Source organism: Bradyrhizobium sp. 17, from assembly GCF_023073515.1.
Classification (GTDB): Bacteria; Pseudomonadota; Alphaproteobacteria; order Rhizobiales; family Xanthobacteraceae; genus Bradyrhizobium; species Bradyrhizobium canariense_D.
Genome location: NZ_JADPJQ010000035.1, coordinates 138,080 through 152,733, shown reverse-complemented (window position 1 = coordinate 152,733; position 14,654 = coordinate 138,080). Strand labels below are relative to the sequence as shown.

Here is a 14,654-nt window from a genome sequence, read left to right as displayed (position 1 = left end):
TCAACGATCTCTCGCACCGGACGGTTGCGTGGTGGGAGTAACAAGTGTGGCGGGATTTGAATGGAGTCGCTGATCACGGCCGCGGCGCGCGCGCTCCAAGCCGGCGATCCGCTCGGCGCGCTGAACCGCGTTGCGCTGCGCAACGATGCACCTTCGCTGGCGCTGCGCGGCATCGCGATGGCGCAACTCGGCGATCTCGCCAAGGCGAAGACGCTGCTGCGCAGCGCCGCACGTGCCTTCGGCCCGAGAGAGGCGGTCGCGCGGGCAAGATGCGTCGTCGCGGAGGCCGAGATCGCACTCGTCTCGCGCGACCTGAATTGGCCGGCCAACACGCTCGTGGCCGCGCGGGCGACGCTCGCAAGCCACGGTGACCTCGCCAACGCGGCCCATGCGGGTCACATCGAGGCGCGCCGACTTCTCCTTCTCGGGCGCCTTGACGAGGCCGAACGCACGCTGGCCGACATCAAGTCCACGCCGCTGCCCCCGGCTGCGCAGGTCGGCCGCGAACTCGTGATTGCCGGCATCGCGATCCGGCGGCTCAGAACGAAAGACGCGCGCGCGGCGCTCGGGCGCGCGGCGAGCGCAGCACGACAGGCCGGCATTCCCGCGCTTGCGGCCGAGGTCGAAGGCACGAGCCGCGTGCTCGACACGCCCGCAGCGCGCTTGATCACGCGCGGGCACGAACGGCCGCTACTGCTCGAGGAGGTCGAGGACCTCGTGACATCGGAGGCGCTCGTGGTGGACACGTTCCATCACGCGGTTCGCAGGCGAGGCATCCTCGTGCCGCTCGGAACGCGGCCGGTGCTGTTCGCACTCGCGCGCATCCTGGCGCAGGCCTGGCCGGCCGATGTCTCGCGGGAAGGGTTGATCACGGGAGCGTTTCAGGCAAGGCACGTCGATGAATCGCATCGCGCCCGGCTGCGCGTCGAAATCGGGCGGCTCCGCACCAAGCTCAAGCCTCTGGCCGACGTCAGCGCGACCAGGCAAGGTTTTGCGCTGACGCCGCGCAACACGCGGCAGGTTCTCGTCCTCGCACGGCCCGTCGAGGAGAAGCACGCCAATGTGCTCGCCTTCCTCTCTGATGGCGAGCCCTGGTCGAGTTCGGCGCTCGCGCTGGCGCTGGGAACGAGCGCGCGCACCGTGCAACGGGCCCTCGAAGAGCTGGCGCGATCGAACAAGGTGCAGTCCTTCGGACACGGACGGGCGCGGCGCTGGATGACGCCGCCCGTGCCGGGTTTCCCGACAGGCTTGTTACTCCCCGGACCGCTCATGAAGACGTAAAGTGGGATTCACACCGCAGGGACCGAGCAGATGAAACGTTCAGCCGCCGAGATCGTCAGGGAATACGGGCCCTATGCAGGCGTCGAAGCCGTGCACGGCGTCACCTATGACGGCAGCCTTATGTGGTTCGCATCCGGCGACAGATTGAACGCGGTCGACCCGGCCGATGGCAAGATCACCCGCTCCATCGATGTCGCCGCGCATGCGGGAACGGCGTTCGACGGCCGCCACCTGTTCCAGATCGCCGAGGACCGCATCCAGAAGATCGACGCTGTGACCGGCAAGGTGCTCGCCACCATCCCGGCACCCGGCGGCGGCGGCGATTCCGGACTGGCCTGGGCCGAGGGCTCGCTCTGGGTCGGACAGTATCGGGAGCGCAAGATCCATCAGGTCGATCCCCAGACGGGAAAAATTCTCCGCACCATCGAAAGCAAGCGCTTCGTCACCGGCGTGACCTGGGTCGACGGCGAGCTCTGGCACGGCACCTGGGAAGGCGAGGACAGCGACATCAGGCGGATCGACCCCGAGACGGGCAAGGTGCTGGAGCAGCTCGACCTGCCCGCCGGGACGATGGTGTCAGGATTGGAGTCCGATGGCGGCGACCGTTTCTTCTGCGGTGGCGGAGATCGCGGCAATGTGAGGGCGGTGCGCCGTCCGAAGCGCGGCTAGGTACGCGAGGACGAATGCGCGGCAACGGTGCGTTCGCGGCCGTTAATATGTTTGCCCCAATTCCACCCCATCGGTGGGCTCTAGCGCCCTCCTTGCCTGCCCTGTAGACTTCTGCCCCGGGGCGGCCTGGGGGATTGATGCGACTGACGCTGAACTTGAAAACTGTCCTGATCGCCGTCGCGGTGCTCGCGGCGTCGTTTTTCATCAGCCTGAAGGCGATGGACTGGCTGTCGCCGCGGGCGACGAATTCCGCGCCGCCGGTCGCGCAATTGCCGCCGCTGCCGCCGGTCTCGAAGAGCTCGATCGTGGTGGCGCCGGTCGCCATCGCGCTGTCGGCGATCCGCGAGCAGGCCGAGAAGGCCGCTCCGCGCAATTTCGCCGGCAAGGCCGAGAACCCGATCTCGCAAATCCTGGAGAACGCCGACATCGGCTGGTCGGCGGTACGCGGACCGATGGCGACTGCCGGCGACAAGGACGTGCTGACGATCTCGACGCCGCTCACGGGCAAGCTGAACGTGACGGGCTCGCTGTCGTCGAAAGCCACCGGCGCGCTCGGCGAGGCGCTCGGCAGCGTGCTCGGCGGCAATGCCGCGAAACAGATCGGCGCGGTCAACATCAAGAATTTGAACGCCAGCGCCGAGATCAAGGGCAACGTCGTCGTTACCTCGCGGCCGAAGCTCGCCGCCAACTGGCATCTCGAGCCCAATCTCGGCGCCCAGGTCAATCTTGGCGATACCAACCTCAACATTTCGGGCGCCAAGGTCAACGTGCCTGCCCAGGTGAAGCCGCTGATCGACAAGACCGTCGGCGAACAGATCAACGCCGTCTCCGAACGCATGCGCAACGATCCGACCTTGCGGGACAACGCGAAGCTGCAATGGGCCAAGGCCTGCCGCTCGATCCCGCTGCAAGGCTCGGGGTCTTCCGCCGCGCTGCCGCCGCTTTGGCTCGAGATGAAGCCGACCCGCGCCATCGCGGCACAGCCGCGCGTCGACGCACAGAACGTGACGCTGCTGCTTGGCCTCGAGCTCGAGACGCGCGTGATCTCGACGCCGACCAAGCCCGACTGCCCGTTCCCCGACAAGATCTCGATCGTGCCGCCGACCGGCACCGGTGTGAACATTGGCGTGCCGATCGACGTGCCCTTCACCGAGATCAACAAGCTCATCGCGGCGCAGATGGTCGGCCACACCTATCCCGAGGACGGCTCCGGCCCGGTCGATGTCACCGTCAAGAGCGTCAACGTGATCCCGTCGGGCGAGCGCCTCCTGATCTCGCTGCTGGTGCGCGCCAAGGAGAAGAAGAGCTGGCTTGGTCTCGGCGCCGAAGCGACCGTGCACATCTGGGGCCGGCCGATGCTCGACCAGGCGCAGCAGACGCTGCGGCTCGCCGACATCCAGCTCGCCGTGGAATCCGAGGCGGCCTTCGGCCTGCTGGGTGCCGCGGCGCGCGCGGTGGTGCCGCAGATGCAGCAGGCGCTGGTGCAGAAAGCGACGGTCGATCTGAAGCCGATTGCCGCCAACGCACGCGAGAAGATCGCCGCCGCGATCGCCGACTATCAGAAGAACGAGGATGGCATCAAGGTCGAAGCGAAGATCGACAGCCTGAGCCTCGCCGACATCGCCTTCGACTCCAAGACGCTGCGCGTGATCGCGGAAGCCGGGGGCTCGCTGAATGTATCCGTGACGAAGCTGTCGGGGATGTAGCGCGCCCCTTTTCCCGACGGGTCCGTGCGCGCAGTCGCTTGCGCCGCTGGCAATCTGGTCGGACGATGCTAAGCTGTTCCTCGCACCCCGGGGACGGGGTGCTGACAGCACTGTGGCTGACAACGCGAGGACGACATGGAAGCCGGCATGGTTACGCCTGCGCCGGCGCTGGTGCGCTTTTCCGGCATTCAGAAGACCTATGATGGCGAGCACCTCGTGGTGAAAAACCTCGATCTCGACATCAGGAAGGGCGAGTTCGTCACCCTGCTTGGTCCGTCGGGCTCGGGCAAGACGACCACCCTGATGATGCTGGCGGGTTTCGAGGTTCCGACCCATGGCGAGATCTTCCTCGCGGACCGACCGATCAAGAACGTGCCGGCACACAAGCGCGACATCGGCATGGTGTTCCAGAATTATGCCCTGTTTCCGCACCTGACGATTGCGGAGAATATCGCCTTCCCGCTCTCCGTTCGCAACACGAACAAGGCCGAAGCGCAGGATCGTGTCAAAGCGGCATTGCGCATGATCAAGATGGAAACTCTGGCGCAGCGGCGGCCCGGGCAGCTGTCCGGCGGTCAACAGCAGCGCGTGGCGCTGGCCCGCGCGCTGGTTTTCAATCCGCAACTCGTGCTGATGGACGAGCCGCTGGGCGCCCTAGACAAGCGCCTGCGGGAGCAGATGCAACTGGAGATCAAGCAGCTGCACGAGACCATGGGCATCACCGTCGTCTATGTCACCCACGATCAAAGTGAAGCGCTCACCATGTCGGACCGCATCGCCGTGTTCAACGATGGCATCGTGCAGCAGATCGACAGGCCCGACGCGCTGTATGAGCATCCGGTGAACAGCTTCGTCGCCCATTTCATCGGCGAGAACAACGTGCTGTCCGGCACCGTCGAGACGGTCGAGAAACAATATTGCCGCGTTGTGCTGGCGGGCGGCGGCGCCGTGACCGCACGAGCGGTCAACGTATCAGGCGCGGGCGCATCGACCTCGCTGTCGGTGCGGCCGGAGCGGATCGCCATCATCCCGGATGGCATCTCCAGCGACGAACCGAACCGACTGCCGGCCAAGGTGCAGAACACCATCTACCTCGGCGACCACGCGCTGGCCGTGCTCGACGTCGCCGACAACAAGGAGTTCATGGTCAAGCTTCAGCCGGGGACACATGACAGCCTGAGAGCTGGCAGCCTTACAGCTGGCAGCCTGAGACCTGGCGATGACGTGTTCATCACCTTCCGCCCGGAGGACTGCCTGGCCCTCGATCCCGTCTGATCCGACCATGCAGCATCGCTCCAAGGTGGGCGGACCTGGACCAACCAAGCTCAACGCAAGTCACGTGAAGAAGAAGGAACAAAGACCATGCTGAAGCGCAAGATTATTCTGGGTTTGGCCGCGGCATTCACCGCCAGCGCGACGCTGGCCACGGTCGCGCAGGCGCGTGACCTCACCGTTGTGTCGTGGGGCGGCGCCTATCAGGATGCCCAGAAGAAGGTCTATTTCGAGCCGTTCAAGAAAGCGACCGGTGTTCCCTTGAATGACGAGTCCTGGGACGGCGGCGTCGGCGTGTTGCGCGCCAAGGTGCAGGGTGGTGCCGCCACCTGGGACGTCGTCCAGGTCGAGAGCGACGAGCTGGCGGTTGGCTGCGAGGAAGGCCTGTTCGAAAAGCTCGACTATTCGAAGATCGGCGGCGAGGCCGCCTATATCCCACCGTCGGTCAATCCTTGCGGCGTCGGCGCCATCCTCTACGATTTCGTTCTCGGCTACGACAAGGACAAGCTCAAGGAGGCCCCGAAGGGCTGGGCCGACTTCTTCGACACCAAGAAGATCCCGGGCAAGCGTGCCCTGCGTCAGGGGCCGAAGACCACGCTGGAGATCGCCCTCATGGCCGACGGCGTCGCGCCAAAGGACGTCTACAAGGTGCTGGCGACCGACGAGGGCGTCGAGCGCGCGTTCAAGAAGCTGGACACCATCAAGGGCGACATCGTCTGGTGGAAGGCCGGCGCTCAGCCGCCGCAATTGCTCGCCTCCGGCGAGGTGGCAATGACCTCGGTCTACAATGGCCGCATCGACACCGCGAACAAGAACGAGAAGAAGAATTTTGGCATGGTCTGGGACGGAGCGCTCTTCACCCTCGACACTTGGGTGATCCTGAAAGGCAGCCCGAACAAGGACGCGGCCTACAAGTTCCTGGACTTCGTCGGCAAGGCTGAGAACCAGTCGAAACTGTCGGAGAACATTGCTTATGGCACCTCGAACAAGGACGCAGCCGCCCTGCTCGCGCCTGCTGTTCTGAAGGACCTGCCGACAGCGCCTGACAACATCAAGAATGCGGTGGAGATCAATGTTGCCTTTTGGCTCGAGAACATCGACCGCCTGACCGAGCGCTTCAACAAATGGGCCGCGAAATAGCGTCCCCACAAAGCTCGACCCAAGGTTAGACCAATGACGGATGCGCTCTTGACCGGCGCCCATGGCCCGACCGAGGTGCCGCTCAAGCGCCGATTGCGGCGGGCGGAGCGAGCACGCCAGGTCAAAGCATTGGCGCTGGTTCTGCCGCTTCTCGTCTTCCTGCTCTTCACCTTCGCTGGGCCCATCGCCGGCATGCTGTGGCGTGCCGTCGATGACCGCGAGGTGCGTCTGGTTCTGCCTCAGACCATCGCGGCTCTCGCCAGTTGGGACGGCAGGGATCTGCCGGACGAAAAGGCCTACGCGGCGCTGGCGGGCGACATCATGGCGGCGCGCGATTCCGGCACCATTGCGATTGCGGCCAAGCGGCTCAACTACGCACTGAACGGCTTCCGCACGATCCTGACCAGCACCGCACGCAATCTGAAGACTGCGCCCGAGCCCGGCACGGCGAGGGAGACGCTGGGCAAGATCAACCCGGCCTGGCGCGAACGCGCCACCTGGACCACGATCAAGGACGCCAGTGGCCCCGTGACCGGCTTCTATCTTTTGTCGGCGCTCGATCTGACGCGGAACGTGGACGGCGCGATTGTCGCAGCTCCGCCCGATCAGGCCATCTACCGCGACGTTTTCGTCCGCACCTTCCTCATCAGCCTCAGTGTCACGGTGCTGTGCCTGATCCTTGGCTTCCCGGTCGCCTACCTGCTGGCGGCGCTGCCGCCCGGCCGGTCGAATTTGCTGATGATCTTCGTCCTGCTGCCGTTCTGGACGTCGCTTCTGGTCCGCACCTGCGCCTGGATCGTTCTGTTGCAGGGCAAAGGCGTCGTGAACGACAGCCTGCTCTGGCTTGGCATCATCGACGAGCCATTGCGCCTGATCTACAACCGCTTTGGTGTCTGCGTGGCCATGACCCACGTTCTCCTGCCGTTCATGATCCTGCCGCTGTACAGCAGCATGAAGGCGATCTCGCCTGCTTACATGCGTGCCGCCGCCTCGCTCGGCGCGCCGCCGCTCACCGCCTTCCTGCGGATCTACCTGCCTCAGACGCTGCCCGGCATCGGCGCGGGAAGCCTGCTCGTCTTCATCCTGGCGCTCGGCTATTACATCACGCCAGCACTCGTCGGGGGCGCCGCCGATCAGATGATCAGCTACTTCATCGCGCTCTACACGACCGAGACGGCCAATTGGGGCCTTGCTTCGGCACTGGGTGCGGTGCTGCTGCTCGCCACTATTCTGCTCGCGCTCGTCTACGGAAAGCTGGTGCAGGGACAGCAGGTCACGGGAGGGATGAAGAATTGAGCGACAATTCCTCCATCCGCACGCCGAGCCAGCGCATTGCGTGGACCGCGACCATCGTGATCTCCACGCTGGTGTTCATCTTCCTGATTGCGCCGATCCTTGCGATCATGCCGCTGTCGTTCAGCTCGGGCTCGTACCTCACCTATCCGCTGCCGGGCCTCTCGCTGCGCTGGTACGACGACTTCATCAATTCGCCGCGCTGGATGAATTCGCTGAAGAACAGCATGATCATCGGTGTCGCCTCGACCCTGCTGTCGATGGTGCTCGGCACGCTGGCGGCGTTAGGGCTGGCGCAGTGGAAGAGCCGGTTCAAGCCGCTCGTGCTGGCCTTCGTGCTGTCGCCGGTCGTCGTGCCCGGGGTCATCACCGCGGTCGGTCTCTATTTCTTCTTCGCGCCGATCGGATTGACCGGCAGCTATCTCGGCTTGATCCTGGCCCACACCGCGCTGGCGACGCCCTTCGTCGTCATCACGGTCGGCGCGACGCTGCAGAGCTTCGACACCAATCTGGCCCGCGCTGCCGCCTCGCTCGGTGCCTCGCCGCTTGACGCCTTCCGCCGCGTGATCCTGCCGCTGATCCTGCCCGGCGTGGCATCGGGGGCCCTGTTCGCCTTCGCGACCAGCTTCGATGAGGTGGTGATCGTGCTGTTCATGGCAGGTCCCGAGCAGCGCACCCTGCCGCGCGAGATGTTCAGCGGCATCCGCGAGAACATCAGCCCGACCATCACGGCGGCAGCGGTGATCCTGACGACGGTCTCGGTCATCCTGCTCGCCACCCTGGAAGGCCTGCGCCGGCGCAACGAACGGCTCAAGGGCAGCAGCGCGTGAGCTTCTTCCTTCTCCCGGGGAGAGGGTGAAAACACTGCCGCGCCCTGCTTATTTCTCAACCCTCCTCGCGCATTCTCGGGCTTTGCTCCGGGGACAGATTGTCGTTAGAACGGTCCCCGCAACAAAACCCAAACAACAACGCTGAGGGAGAAACAAAATGCAAAAGCTCATCGCCGCGATCGCGGCCGGTCTCGCGCTCGCCGCCACGTCAGGCGCCGCCCAGGCGCAGATTTCCGACGACGTCGTCAAGATCGGCGTGCTCACGGACATGTCGAGCCTCTATGCGGACGCGACCGGCAAGGGCTCGCTCGCCGCCGTGGAGATGGCGGTCGCCGATTACGGTGCCAAAGTCGCGGGCAAGCCCGTGCAGGTGGTCTCCGCCGATCACCAGAACAAGCCCGACGTCGGCGTCAACATCGCCCGCAACTGGTACGACAACGACAAGGTCGACGCGATCTTCGACGTGCCGACCTCGTCGGTGGCGCTGCCGATCTCGGCGTTGACGCGCGAGAAGAACAAGATCCACATCAATTCCGGCGGCGGCTCATCCGATATCACGGGCGTCGCCTGCTCGCCCAACACGGTGCACTGGACCTACGACACCTATGCGCTGTCGAACGTCGCCGGCAAGGCGATGGTCAAGCGCGGCGAGGACACCTGGTTCTTCGTCACCGCCGACTACGCCTTCGGCATGGCGCTGCAGCGCGACGCCGCCAACGTCGTCAAGGAGAGCGGCGGCAAGGTGCTCGGCGAGGTCCGCCATCCGCTCAACTCGTCGGACTTCTCCTCCTTCCTGCTCCAGGCCCAGGCCTCCAAGGCCAAGGTGGTCGCACTGGCCAATGCCGGCGGCGACACCACCAATGCGCTGAAACAGGCGGCCGAGTTCGGCCTGACGGAGGGCGGCCAGAAGATGATCGCCTTGCTCATGGAGATCACCGACGTTCATTCGCTCGGCATCAAGTCGACGCAAGGCCTGATCATCACCGACGCGTTCTACTGGGACACCAACGAGGAGACGCGCGCCTTCTCCAAGCGCTTCAACGAGAAGGTCGGTCACATGCCGACCATGATCCAGGCGGGGCTCTATTCCGCGACCATGCATTACCTGAAGGCGATCGACGCCATCAAGACCGACGAGGCACCGAAGGTGATGGAGCAGATGCGCAAGACACCGGTCAACGACTTCTTCGCCAAGAACGGCAAGATCCGCATCGACGGCCGCATGGTCCACGACATGTATCTGTTCGAGGTCAAGAAGCCCGAGGACTCCAAGGGCGAGTGGGACCTCTACAAGCTGATCGCCACCGTGCCCGGCGACGAGGCCTTCCGTCCGCTCGACAAGGGCGGCTGCCCGCTGGTGACGCACTGAAGTTCTTCTCCCTCTTCCCGCTTGCGGGGAGAGGTTGGGAAGAGCACGACAGCGCGCCCGGCAAAAACCGGGCGCGCTTCGTTTAGCCGTTCAGAGCCGCGTTACTCCGAGTATTTGAACTCGGGCATGTTCTTCAGCTCGTCCTTGCTCGCATTGAACACGGCGTGGTCCGGATACCATTTCGACGCGGACGTGGCCGTCGTTGTCGTCGCGGGCTTGTTGTCGGTGCCGGTCGCGGCACCCGTCGTGGTAGTCGCCGCGGGCCGGTTGGCTGCGCTGTTCGGGTTGTTCCCGGCAGCGCCGGTGTAGGCAACCGCCTCGTTGACGAATTTCAGCTTCTCAAAGGGCACCGCAACCAGATGCTCGCCCAGGCCGAGGAAGCCGCCGACGCCGATCACAGCGATCTTGATGTTACCGCTCTTGTCCATCAGCAGATCGTTGATCGAGCCGATGTTCTCATTGGCGTCGTTATAGACCTTGATGCCGTCCATCTTGGACGTACGCCACTGTCCCGACGCGGTCGTGGTGGTCGTCGTCGCCGCGGCAGCCGGCGCCTTGTCGGTGGTGGCGGTCGGATTTTGCGCGAACGCAACGGTTGCGAGCAGTGCGGTACCGGCAAGACCGGCCGCGATCGATTTCATCAACATATTGTCCTCTCCTTCAGCAGAAAACTTGTGCGGAGAAAACAGCTCGGATCAGTCCCAGTTCCGCGCGTGCTGCAATTTCGTCGCGTGCTGCGCGAGCATCTGGGCTGCGTTCAATTGTTCCTAAGTCACTCAGGAACATTTCGCAGCGCACGATTTCGTGGATAAATTCATGCGGCGCGCGCGATCGCGATCGCCCACGGCGGCGAGCTGTCGCTGCACGACCCGGAGCCGCATGGGCCGATCGTGCGGATGCAATTGCCGGTACGGCAGCAGCCGCAGCTTGCGGCTTAAGCCATGATCCGGACCCGAAGGGTCGCGCCAGCGCAAAGTGTGCAGCGGTTTTCCGAAAAGATCAGGCCCGAAGACTAAACCTCAGGCCGCAAGCGGCGGGTGCGCGACGGCTCCCTCATCAAAAATCGCAACCGCCTCGAAGCGATAATTGCAAGCACGGCATGTCCAAAGATAGGAGATGCGTCCGTCGCCCGCCTCGATCCAATCAGGTTGGGGGATCGGCGCGCCGCATTGCGCACAGGGATTTTGCCTGGGAATGTCGCCGATGTGTGCCTTCACCACGTTTGCTTTTGTCATGGCACCTCTCCCGATTTGCGCCGCTCTCTTACTCGCTTTCGGGCCCGCACGCGAATAGACAGGCCCGCTGTCGCGAATGACGGCTTCGTCTGCATGACAAGCCCTACGCCGGCCTTGCGTCCGAATGACGGCTCTGCGCTGCAAAAACGTAATCGGAGGCGTTTCGCCACATCATCGCCGCGTTCGCGGGGCCTAACGCGAGCGGGCGCAGGTGAGCGGTGCCGAGGAACATTTGATGAAAATTTTACATGTCGCCGCGCTGCTCGCGGCCGGACTGACGTTGCCACAGGCCGCATTCGCGGGCCAAGCGGAGTACGCCGAGATGGTCGCGGCCCATGCCCGCGCCAACGGCGTGCCGGAGGCGCTGGTGCATCGCGTCATCATGCGCGAAAGCCGCTATCAGCCCGGCCTGGTCGGCCATGGCGGCACCATCGGGCTGATGCAGATCAAGCTCGCGACCGCGCGCGGGGTCGGCTACACCGGCGACGCCGCCGGCCTGCGCGATCCCAATACCAACCTCACCTATGCCGTGAAATATCTCGCCGGCGCCTATCACGCCGCCAATGGCGATCACGCCCGCGCCGTGCGTTATTTCGCCGGCGGCTATTACTACGCCGCAAAGCGGCAGCGGCAGGAGGCCGTGCAGGTCGCCAATACGAGCGAGGCCAATATGGGCGCCCCTTGGCTCGAGCCGAACGGCAATCCGCAGCCGATATTCGGCGCCGCGCCGCACAGGAAGCTCGCCCAGCGCGTCCGCAACGCCCGGGCGCAGGCGCCCAGGTAAGCGCGGTTCCCGCCCAAGCGCGTTGACCACCCTGCCCTGCTGGCATACATTAGAGCCGTTCCGAGGGGTGCTCCGAGGAGGAGCTGAGATACCGCTAAATGGGCAAATCCGCCCAGGACCGCGGTGACCCTTTGAACCTGATCCGGGTCATGCCGGCGAAGGGACAGGGATGTTGCAGACGACCAAGCGACCGGATTCCCCGGTATCCATCATCGGCGCAGGCATCGCAGGCGCCTGGCAGGCCTTGCTGTTCGCGCAGGCCGGCCACGCCGTCACCTTGCACGAGCGCGGTGACGCCGACATGACCGATGCCACCAGCCATTGGGCCGGCGGCATGCTCGCGCCCTATTGCGAGGCGGAAGTTTCCGAACCGATCATCTCCAGGCTCGGCCTGCGCTCGCTCGACATCTGGCGGCGCGAGCTGCCCGACACGCCCTTCAACGGCTCGCTGGTCGTCGCCCACCCGCGCGAGCGCAGCGACTTCGAGCGTTTTGCCCGGATGACCGAGGGCCATCGCCGGCTCGATGCCGCCGGCCTTGCCGAGCTCGAGCCCTCGCTCGAAGGCCGCTTCCGCGACGCGCTGTTCTTTCCGACCGAGGGCCATGTCGAGCCGCGCCGCGTGCTCCCGAAACTGCACGAGCGCATCCGCGCCGCCGGCGGCACCATCAAGTTCGAAAGCGACGTCGCCGCGGCCGAACTCGCAAAACTTGATCCTGAAGGCATCGTGATCGACTGCCGCGGCCTTGCTGCGCGCGACGAGCAGCCCGGCTTGCGCGGCGTCAAGGGCGAGATGATCCTGATCGAGACCAGCGAGGTGCAGCTTGCGCGGCCGGTGCGGCTGATCCATCCGCGCTGGCCGCTCTATGTGATCCCGCGCGAGGACAATCTGTTCATGCTCGGCGCGACCTCGATCGAGGCCGAGGACACCGGCGTCAGCGTCCGCTCGGCGCTGGAGCTGTTGGGCGCGGCCTATGCCGTGCATCCCGCCTTCGGCGAGGCCCGCATCGTCGAATTCGGCTCCGGCCTGCGCCCCGCTTTTCCCGACAATCTGCCGCGCATCGGCATTCGCGGCAACACGATCAGCGTGAACGGCCTCTACCGTCACGGCTTCCTGATCGCCCCGGCGCTGGCCGAGCTGACGCTTGGCTTTGTCGAGCGCGGCCAGATCGACAATGAGGTGATGCAATGCGCGTGATCGTGAACGGCGAGCAGCGCGAGGTGAATTCGGCCAGCGTCGACGCGCTGCTCAGCGAGCTCGACTACGAGGGCACCCATTTCGCGATCGCGCTCAACTACGACGTCGTGCCGAAGAGCCGCTGGGCCGAGACGGCGCTGAAGCCCGGCGACGAGATCGAGATCATCACGCCGCGGCAGGGAGGGTGATGATGATGGCGCGCTCGCCGAACACTCAGCTGTCATCGCCCGGCTTGACCGGGCGATCCAGTACGCCGCGGCGTCTCGGTTCTAACCGCACCGCCTCTGGAATACTGGATCCCCGCCCCCCGTGCGCAATTTGCGCACTAGGCGGGGATGACAGTGTCATTTGGAGAGACACCCCATGGTGACCTTCTACGGCAAAACCTTCCCCTCCCGCCTCCTGATCGGCAGCGCGCTCTATCCCTCGCCTGCGATCATGCAGTCGGCGATCCGCGCCTCGGGCTCGAACATCGTCACGGTGTCGCTGCGGCGCGAATCCGCCGGCGGCAAGACCGGCGATGCGTTCTGGAATCTGATCCGCGAGCTCGACGTCACGGTGCTGCCGAACACCGCCGGCTGCCGCAGCGTGCGCGAGGCGGTGACGACGGCCAAGCTCGCGCGCGAATTGTTCGGCACATCCTGGATCAAGCTCGAAGTCATCGCCGACAACGACACGCTGCAGCCCGACGTGGTCGGCCTGGTCGAAGCCGCGACCATCCTGATCAAGGACGGTTTTGAGGTGTTCCCCTATTGCACCGAGGATCTCTCGATCGCGAACCGCCTGGTCGATGCCGGCTGCAAGGTGGTGATGCCGTGGGCGGCGCCGATCGGCAGCGCAAAAGGCATCACCAACCGTGACGCGCTCAAGCTGATGCGCGAGCGGCTGCCCGATATCACGCTGGTGGTCGACGCCGGCATCGGCGCGCCGTCGCATGCGGCCGCGGCGCTCGAACTCGGCTACGACGCCGTGCTGCTCAACACCGCCATCGCCAAGGCCGCCGATCCCGTCGCGATGGCCAACGCCTTCCGCCTCGGCGTCGAGGCCGGCCGCACCGCTTTTGAGGCCGGGCTGATGAACGCCCGCGATTTCGCCTCCCCTTCCACCCCTGTCGTTGGGACACCGTTCTGGCATGCCGTATCCTGATCGCTTTTATCCCGTCGTCGACAGCCTCGCCTGGGTCGAGCGCCTGACCAAGCTCGGCGTCGGCACCATCCAGCTGCGCGCAAAGGACCTCGACGACTCGCAATCGCTGCAGATGGTCACCGACGCGCTGGCGATCACCGCGGGCACGCAAGCCAAGCTCGTCGTCAACGACTATTGGCGCGCGGCGATCGTCGCCGGCGCAAAATATCTGCATCTCGGCCAGGAGGACCTTGCCGACGCCGACCTCGCTGCCATCCGCGAGGCCGGCTTGTCGCTCGGCGTCTCCACCCACGACGATGCGGAGCTGGACACGGCGCTTGCCGCCGAGCCCGACTATGTCGCGCTGGGCCCGATCTTCTTCACCACGCTCAAATCGATGCGTTTCGAACCGCAGGGCATTCCGAAGATCACGGAATGGAAGAAGCGCGTAGGCCACATCCCGCTGGTCGCGATCGGCGGCATCAAGTTCGAGCACGCCGCGGAGATCTTTGCCGCGGGCGCGGATTCCATCGCCGTCGTCAGCGACGTCACCCAGAATGCCGACCCGGATGCGCGGGTGCGGCAATGGCTCGGCCTGTCCGCGGAGGCGGCGTGATGCGCCTCACTCTCTCACCCCGCACGCCACTGTCATCGCCCGGCTCGACCGGGCGATCCCGTACGCCGCGGCTTCTCGGCTTGAGCCGCACCGTCTCGGAGTACTGGATCCCCGCTCCCGTGCGCAATTGCGCACTAGG

15 protein-coding genes and 1 riboswitch are annotated in these 14,654 nt (G+C 65.1%); of the genes, 13 read left to right on the top strand and 2 right to left on the bottom strand.

The window, feature by feature from the left end:
• The first annotated feature begins 60 nt into the window (after positions 1-60).
• The 8 genes from IVB13_RS05685 to IVB13_RS05650 all read left to right on the top strand — a co-directional run bounded on the left by IVB13_RS05685 (position 61) and on the right by IVB13_RS05650 (position 9,560).
• Positions 61-1,281 (top strand): helix-turn-helix domain-containing protein, encoded by a 1,221-nt coding sequence (locus IVB13_RS05685; protein WP_085385380.1) that lies wholly within the window; start codon positions 61-63, stop codon positions 1,279-1,281.
• A gap of 30 nt (positions 1,282-1,311) precedes the next feature.
• Positions 1,312-1,950, top strand: coding sequence for a PQQ-binding-like beta-propeller repeat protein (locus tag IVB13_RS05680; RefSeq protein WP_085385379.1), 639 nt, complete (start codon positions 1,312-1,314; stop codon positions 1,948-1,950).
• Between the two features lie 137 nt (positions 1,951-2,087).
• A complete protein-coding gene (locus IVB13_RS05675; protein ID WP_085349121.1) occupies positions 2,088-3,656 on the top strand; it encodes a DUF4403 family protein in 1,569 nt (522 codons plus the stop codon).
• 135 nt (positions 3,657-3,791) lie between these two features.
• Positions 3,792-4,931 (top strand): ABC transporter ATP-binding protein, encoded by a 1,140-nt coding sequence (locus IVB13_RS05670; RefSeq protein ID WP_085385378.1) that lies wholly within the window; start codon positions 3,792-3,794, stop codon positions 4,929-4,931.
• Between the two features lie 87 nt (positions 4,932-5,018).
• A complete protein-coding gene (locus IVB13_RS05665) occupies positions 5,019-6,068 on the top strand; it encodes an ABC transporter substrate-binding protein (RefSeq protein WP_085385377.1) in 1,050 nt (349 codons plus the stop codon).
• A gap of 33 nt (positions 6,069-6,101) precedes the next feature.
• Positions 6,102-7,364: an ABC transporter permease gene (locus IVB13_RS05660; protein ID WP_247294943.1), complete on the top strand. Its 1,263-nt coding sequence runs from the start codon at positions 6,102-6,104 to the stop codon at positions 7,362-7,364.
• Positions 7,361-8,191 carry an ABC transporter permease gene (locus IVB13_RS05655; protein WP_018454162.1) on the top strand — a complete coding sequence of 277 codons (831 nt, stop codon included), beginning with the start codon at positions 7,361-7,363 and terminating at the stop codon, positions 8,189-8,191. Before IVB13_RS05660 ends, IVB13_RS05655 begins: the two co-directional genes overlap by 4 nt.
• A 157-nt stretch (positions 8,192-8,348) precedes the next feature.
• Positions 8,349-9,560 carry an ABC transporter substrate-binding protein gene (locus tag IVB13_RS05650; RefSeq protein ID WP_018454161.1) on the top strand — a complete coding sequence of 404 codons (1,212 nt, stop codon included), beginning with the start codon at positions 8,349-8,351 and terminating at the stop codon, positions 9,558-9,560.
• Positions 9,561-9,661: 101 nt separating this feature from the next.
• Here the strand turns inward: IVB13_RS05650 and IVB13_RS05645 are convergent, their stop codons facing one another.
• Positions 9,662-10,207 carry a PRC-barrel domain-containing protein gene (locus IVB13_RS05645; protein WP_018454160.1) on the bottom strand — a complete coding sequence of 182 codons (546 nt, stop codon included), beginning with the start codon at positions 10,205-10,207 and terminating at the stop codon, positions 9,662-9,664.
• A gap of 372 nt (positions 10,208-10,579) precedes the next feature.
• Entirely contained in the window at positions 10,580-10,795 is a 216-nt protein-coding gene (locus tag IVB13_RS05640) for a hypothetical protein (protein WP_018454159.1), read from the bottom strand.
• Between the two features lie 235 nt (positions 10,796-11,030).
• Here IVB13_RS05640 and IVB13_RS05635 point away from each other — a divergent pair, with 235 nt between their 5' ends.
• The 5 genes from IVB13_RS05635 (at position 11,031) to IVB13_RS05615 (ending at position 14,515) form a co-directional block, all read left to right on the top strand.
• Positions 11,031-11,579, top strand: a complete 549-nt coding sequence (locus IVB13_RS05635) for a lytic transglycosylase domain-containing protein (protein WP_247294945.1) — start codon at positions 11,031-11,033, stop codon at positions 11,577-11,579.
• Positions 11,580-11,632: 53 nt separating this feature from the next.
• Positions 11,633-11,761: riboswitch (TPP riboswitch) on the top strand.
• Positions 11,749-12,774 (top strand): FAD-dependent oxidoreductase, encoded by a 1,026-nt coding sequence (locus tag IVB13_RS05630; RefSeq protein WP_247294948.1) that lies wholly within the window; start codon positions 11,749-11,751, stop codon positions 12,772-12,774. Its footprint overlaps the riboswitch before it by 13 nt.
• On the top strand, positions 12,765-12,962 hold the full coding sequence (gene thiS / locus IVB13_RS05625; RefSeq protein ID WP_085349129.1) for a sulfur carrier protein ThiS: 198 nt from the start codon (positions 12,765-12,767) through the stop codon (positions 12,960-12,962). Before IVB13_RS05630 ends, thiS begins: the two co-directional genes overlap by 10 nt.
• Before the next feature lie 175 nt (positions 12,963-13,137).
• On the top strand, positions 13,138-13,920 hold the full coding sequence (locus IVB13_RS05620; protein WP_247361152.1) for a thiazole synthase: 783 nt from the start codon (positions 13,138-13,140) through the stop codon (positions 13,918-13,920).
• The gene (locus IVB13_RS05615) at positions 13,907-14,515 is read left to right on the top strand and encodes a thiamine phosphate synthase (RefSeq protein ID WP_085349131.1); all 609 of its coding nucleotides are present in this window, start codon (positions 13,907-13,909) and stop codon (positions 14,513-14,515) included. Before IVB13_RS05620 ends, IVB13_RS05615 begins: the two co-directional genes overlap by 14 nt.
• The last annotated feature ends 139 nt before the right edge of the window (positions 14,516-14,654 follow it).

Coding starts and splice junctions, on each gene's coding strand:
- IVB13_RS05685 (WP_085385380.1), top strand. CDS start 61: ATGGAGTCGCTGATCACGGCCGCGGCGCGCGCGCTCCAAGCCGGCGAT.
- IVB13_RS05680 (WP_085385379.1), top strand. CDS start 1,312: ATGAAACGTTCAGCCGCCGAGATCGTCAGGGAATACGGGCCCTATGCA.
- IVB13_RS05675 (WP_085349121.1), top strand. CDS start 2,088: ATGCGACTGACGCTGAACTTGAAAACTGTCCTGATCGCCGTCGCGGTG.
- IVB13_RS05670 (WP_085385378.1), top strand. CDS start 3,792: ATGGAAGCCGGCATGGTTACGCCTGCGCCGGCGCTGGTGCGCTTTTCC.
- IVB13_RS05665 (WP_085385377.1), top strand. CDS start 5,019: ATGCTGAAGCGCAAGATTATTCTGGGTTTGGCCGCGGCATTCACCGCC.
- IVB13_RS05660 (WP_247294943.1), top strand. CDS start 6,102: ATGACGGATGCGCTCTTGACCGGCGCCCATGGCCCGACCGAGGTGCCG.
- IVB13_RS05650 (WP_018454161.1), top strand. CDS start 8,349: ATGCAAAAGCTCATCGCCGCGATCGCGGCCGGTCTCGCGCTCGCCGCC.
- IVB13_RS05645 (WP_018454160.1), bottom strand. CDS start 10,207: ATGTTGATGAAATCGATCGCGGCCGGTCTTGCCGGTACCGCACTGCTC.
- IVB13_RS05640 (WP_018454159.1), bottom strand. CDS start 10,795: ATGACAAAAGCAAACGTGGTGAAGGCACACATCGGCGACATTCCCAGG.
- IVB13_RS05635 (WP_247294945.1), top strand. CDS start 11,031: ATGAAAATTTTACATGTCGCCGCGCTGCTCGCGGCCGGACTGACGTTG.
- IVB13_RS05630 (WP_247294948.1), top strand. CDS start 11,749: ATGTTGCAGACGACCAAGCGACCGGATTCCCCGGTATCCATCATCGGC.
- thiS (WP_085349129.1), top strand. CDS start 12,765: ATGCGCGTGATCGTGAACGGCGAGCAGCGCGAGGTGAATTCGGCCAGC.
- IVB13_RS05620 (WP_247361152.1), top strand. CDS start 13,138: ATGGTGACCTTCTACGGCAAAACCTTCCCCTCCCGCCTCCTGATCGGC.
- IVB13_RS05615 (WP_085349131.1), top strand. CDS start 13,907: ATGCCGTATCCTGATCGCTTTTATCCCGTCGTCGACAGCCTCGCCTGG.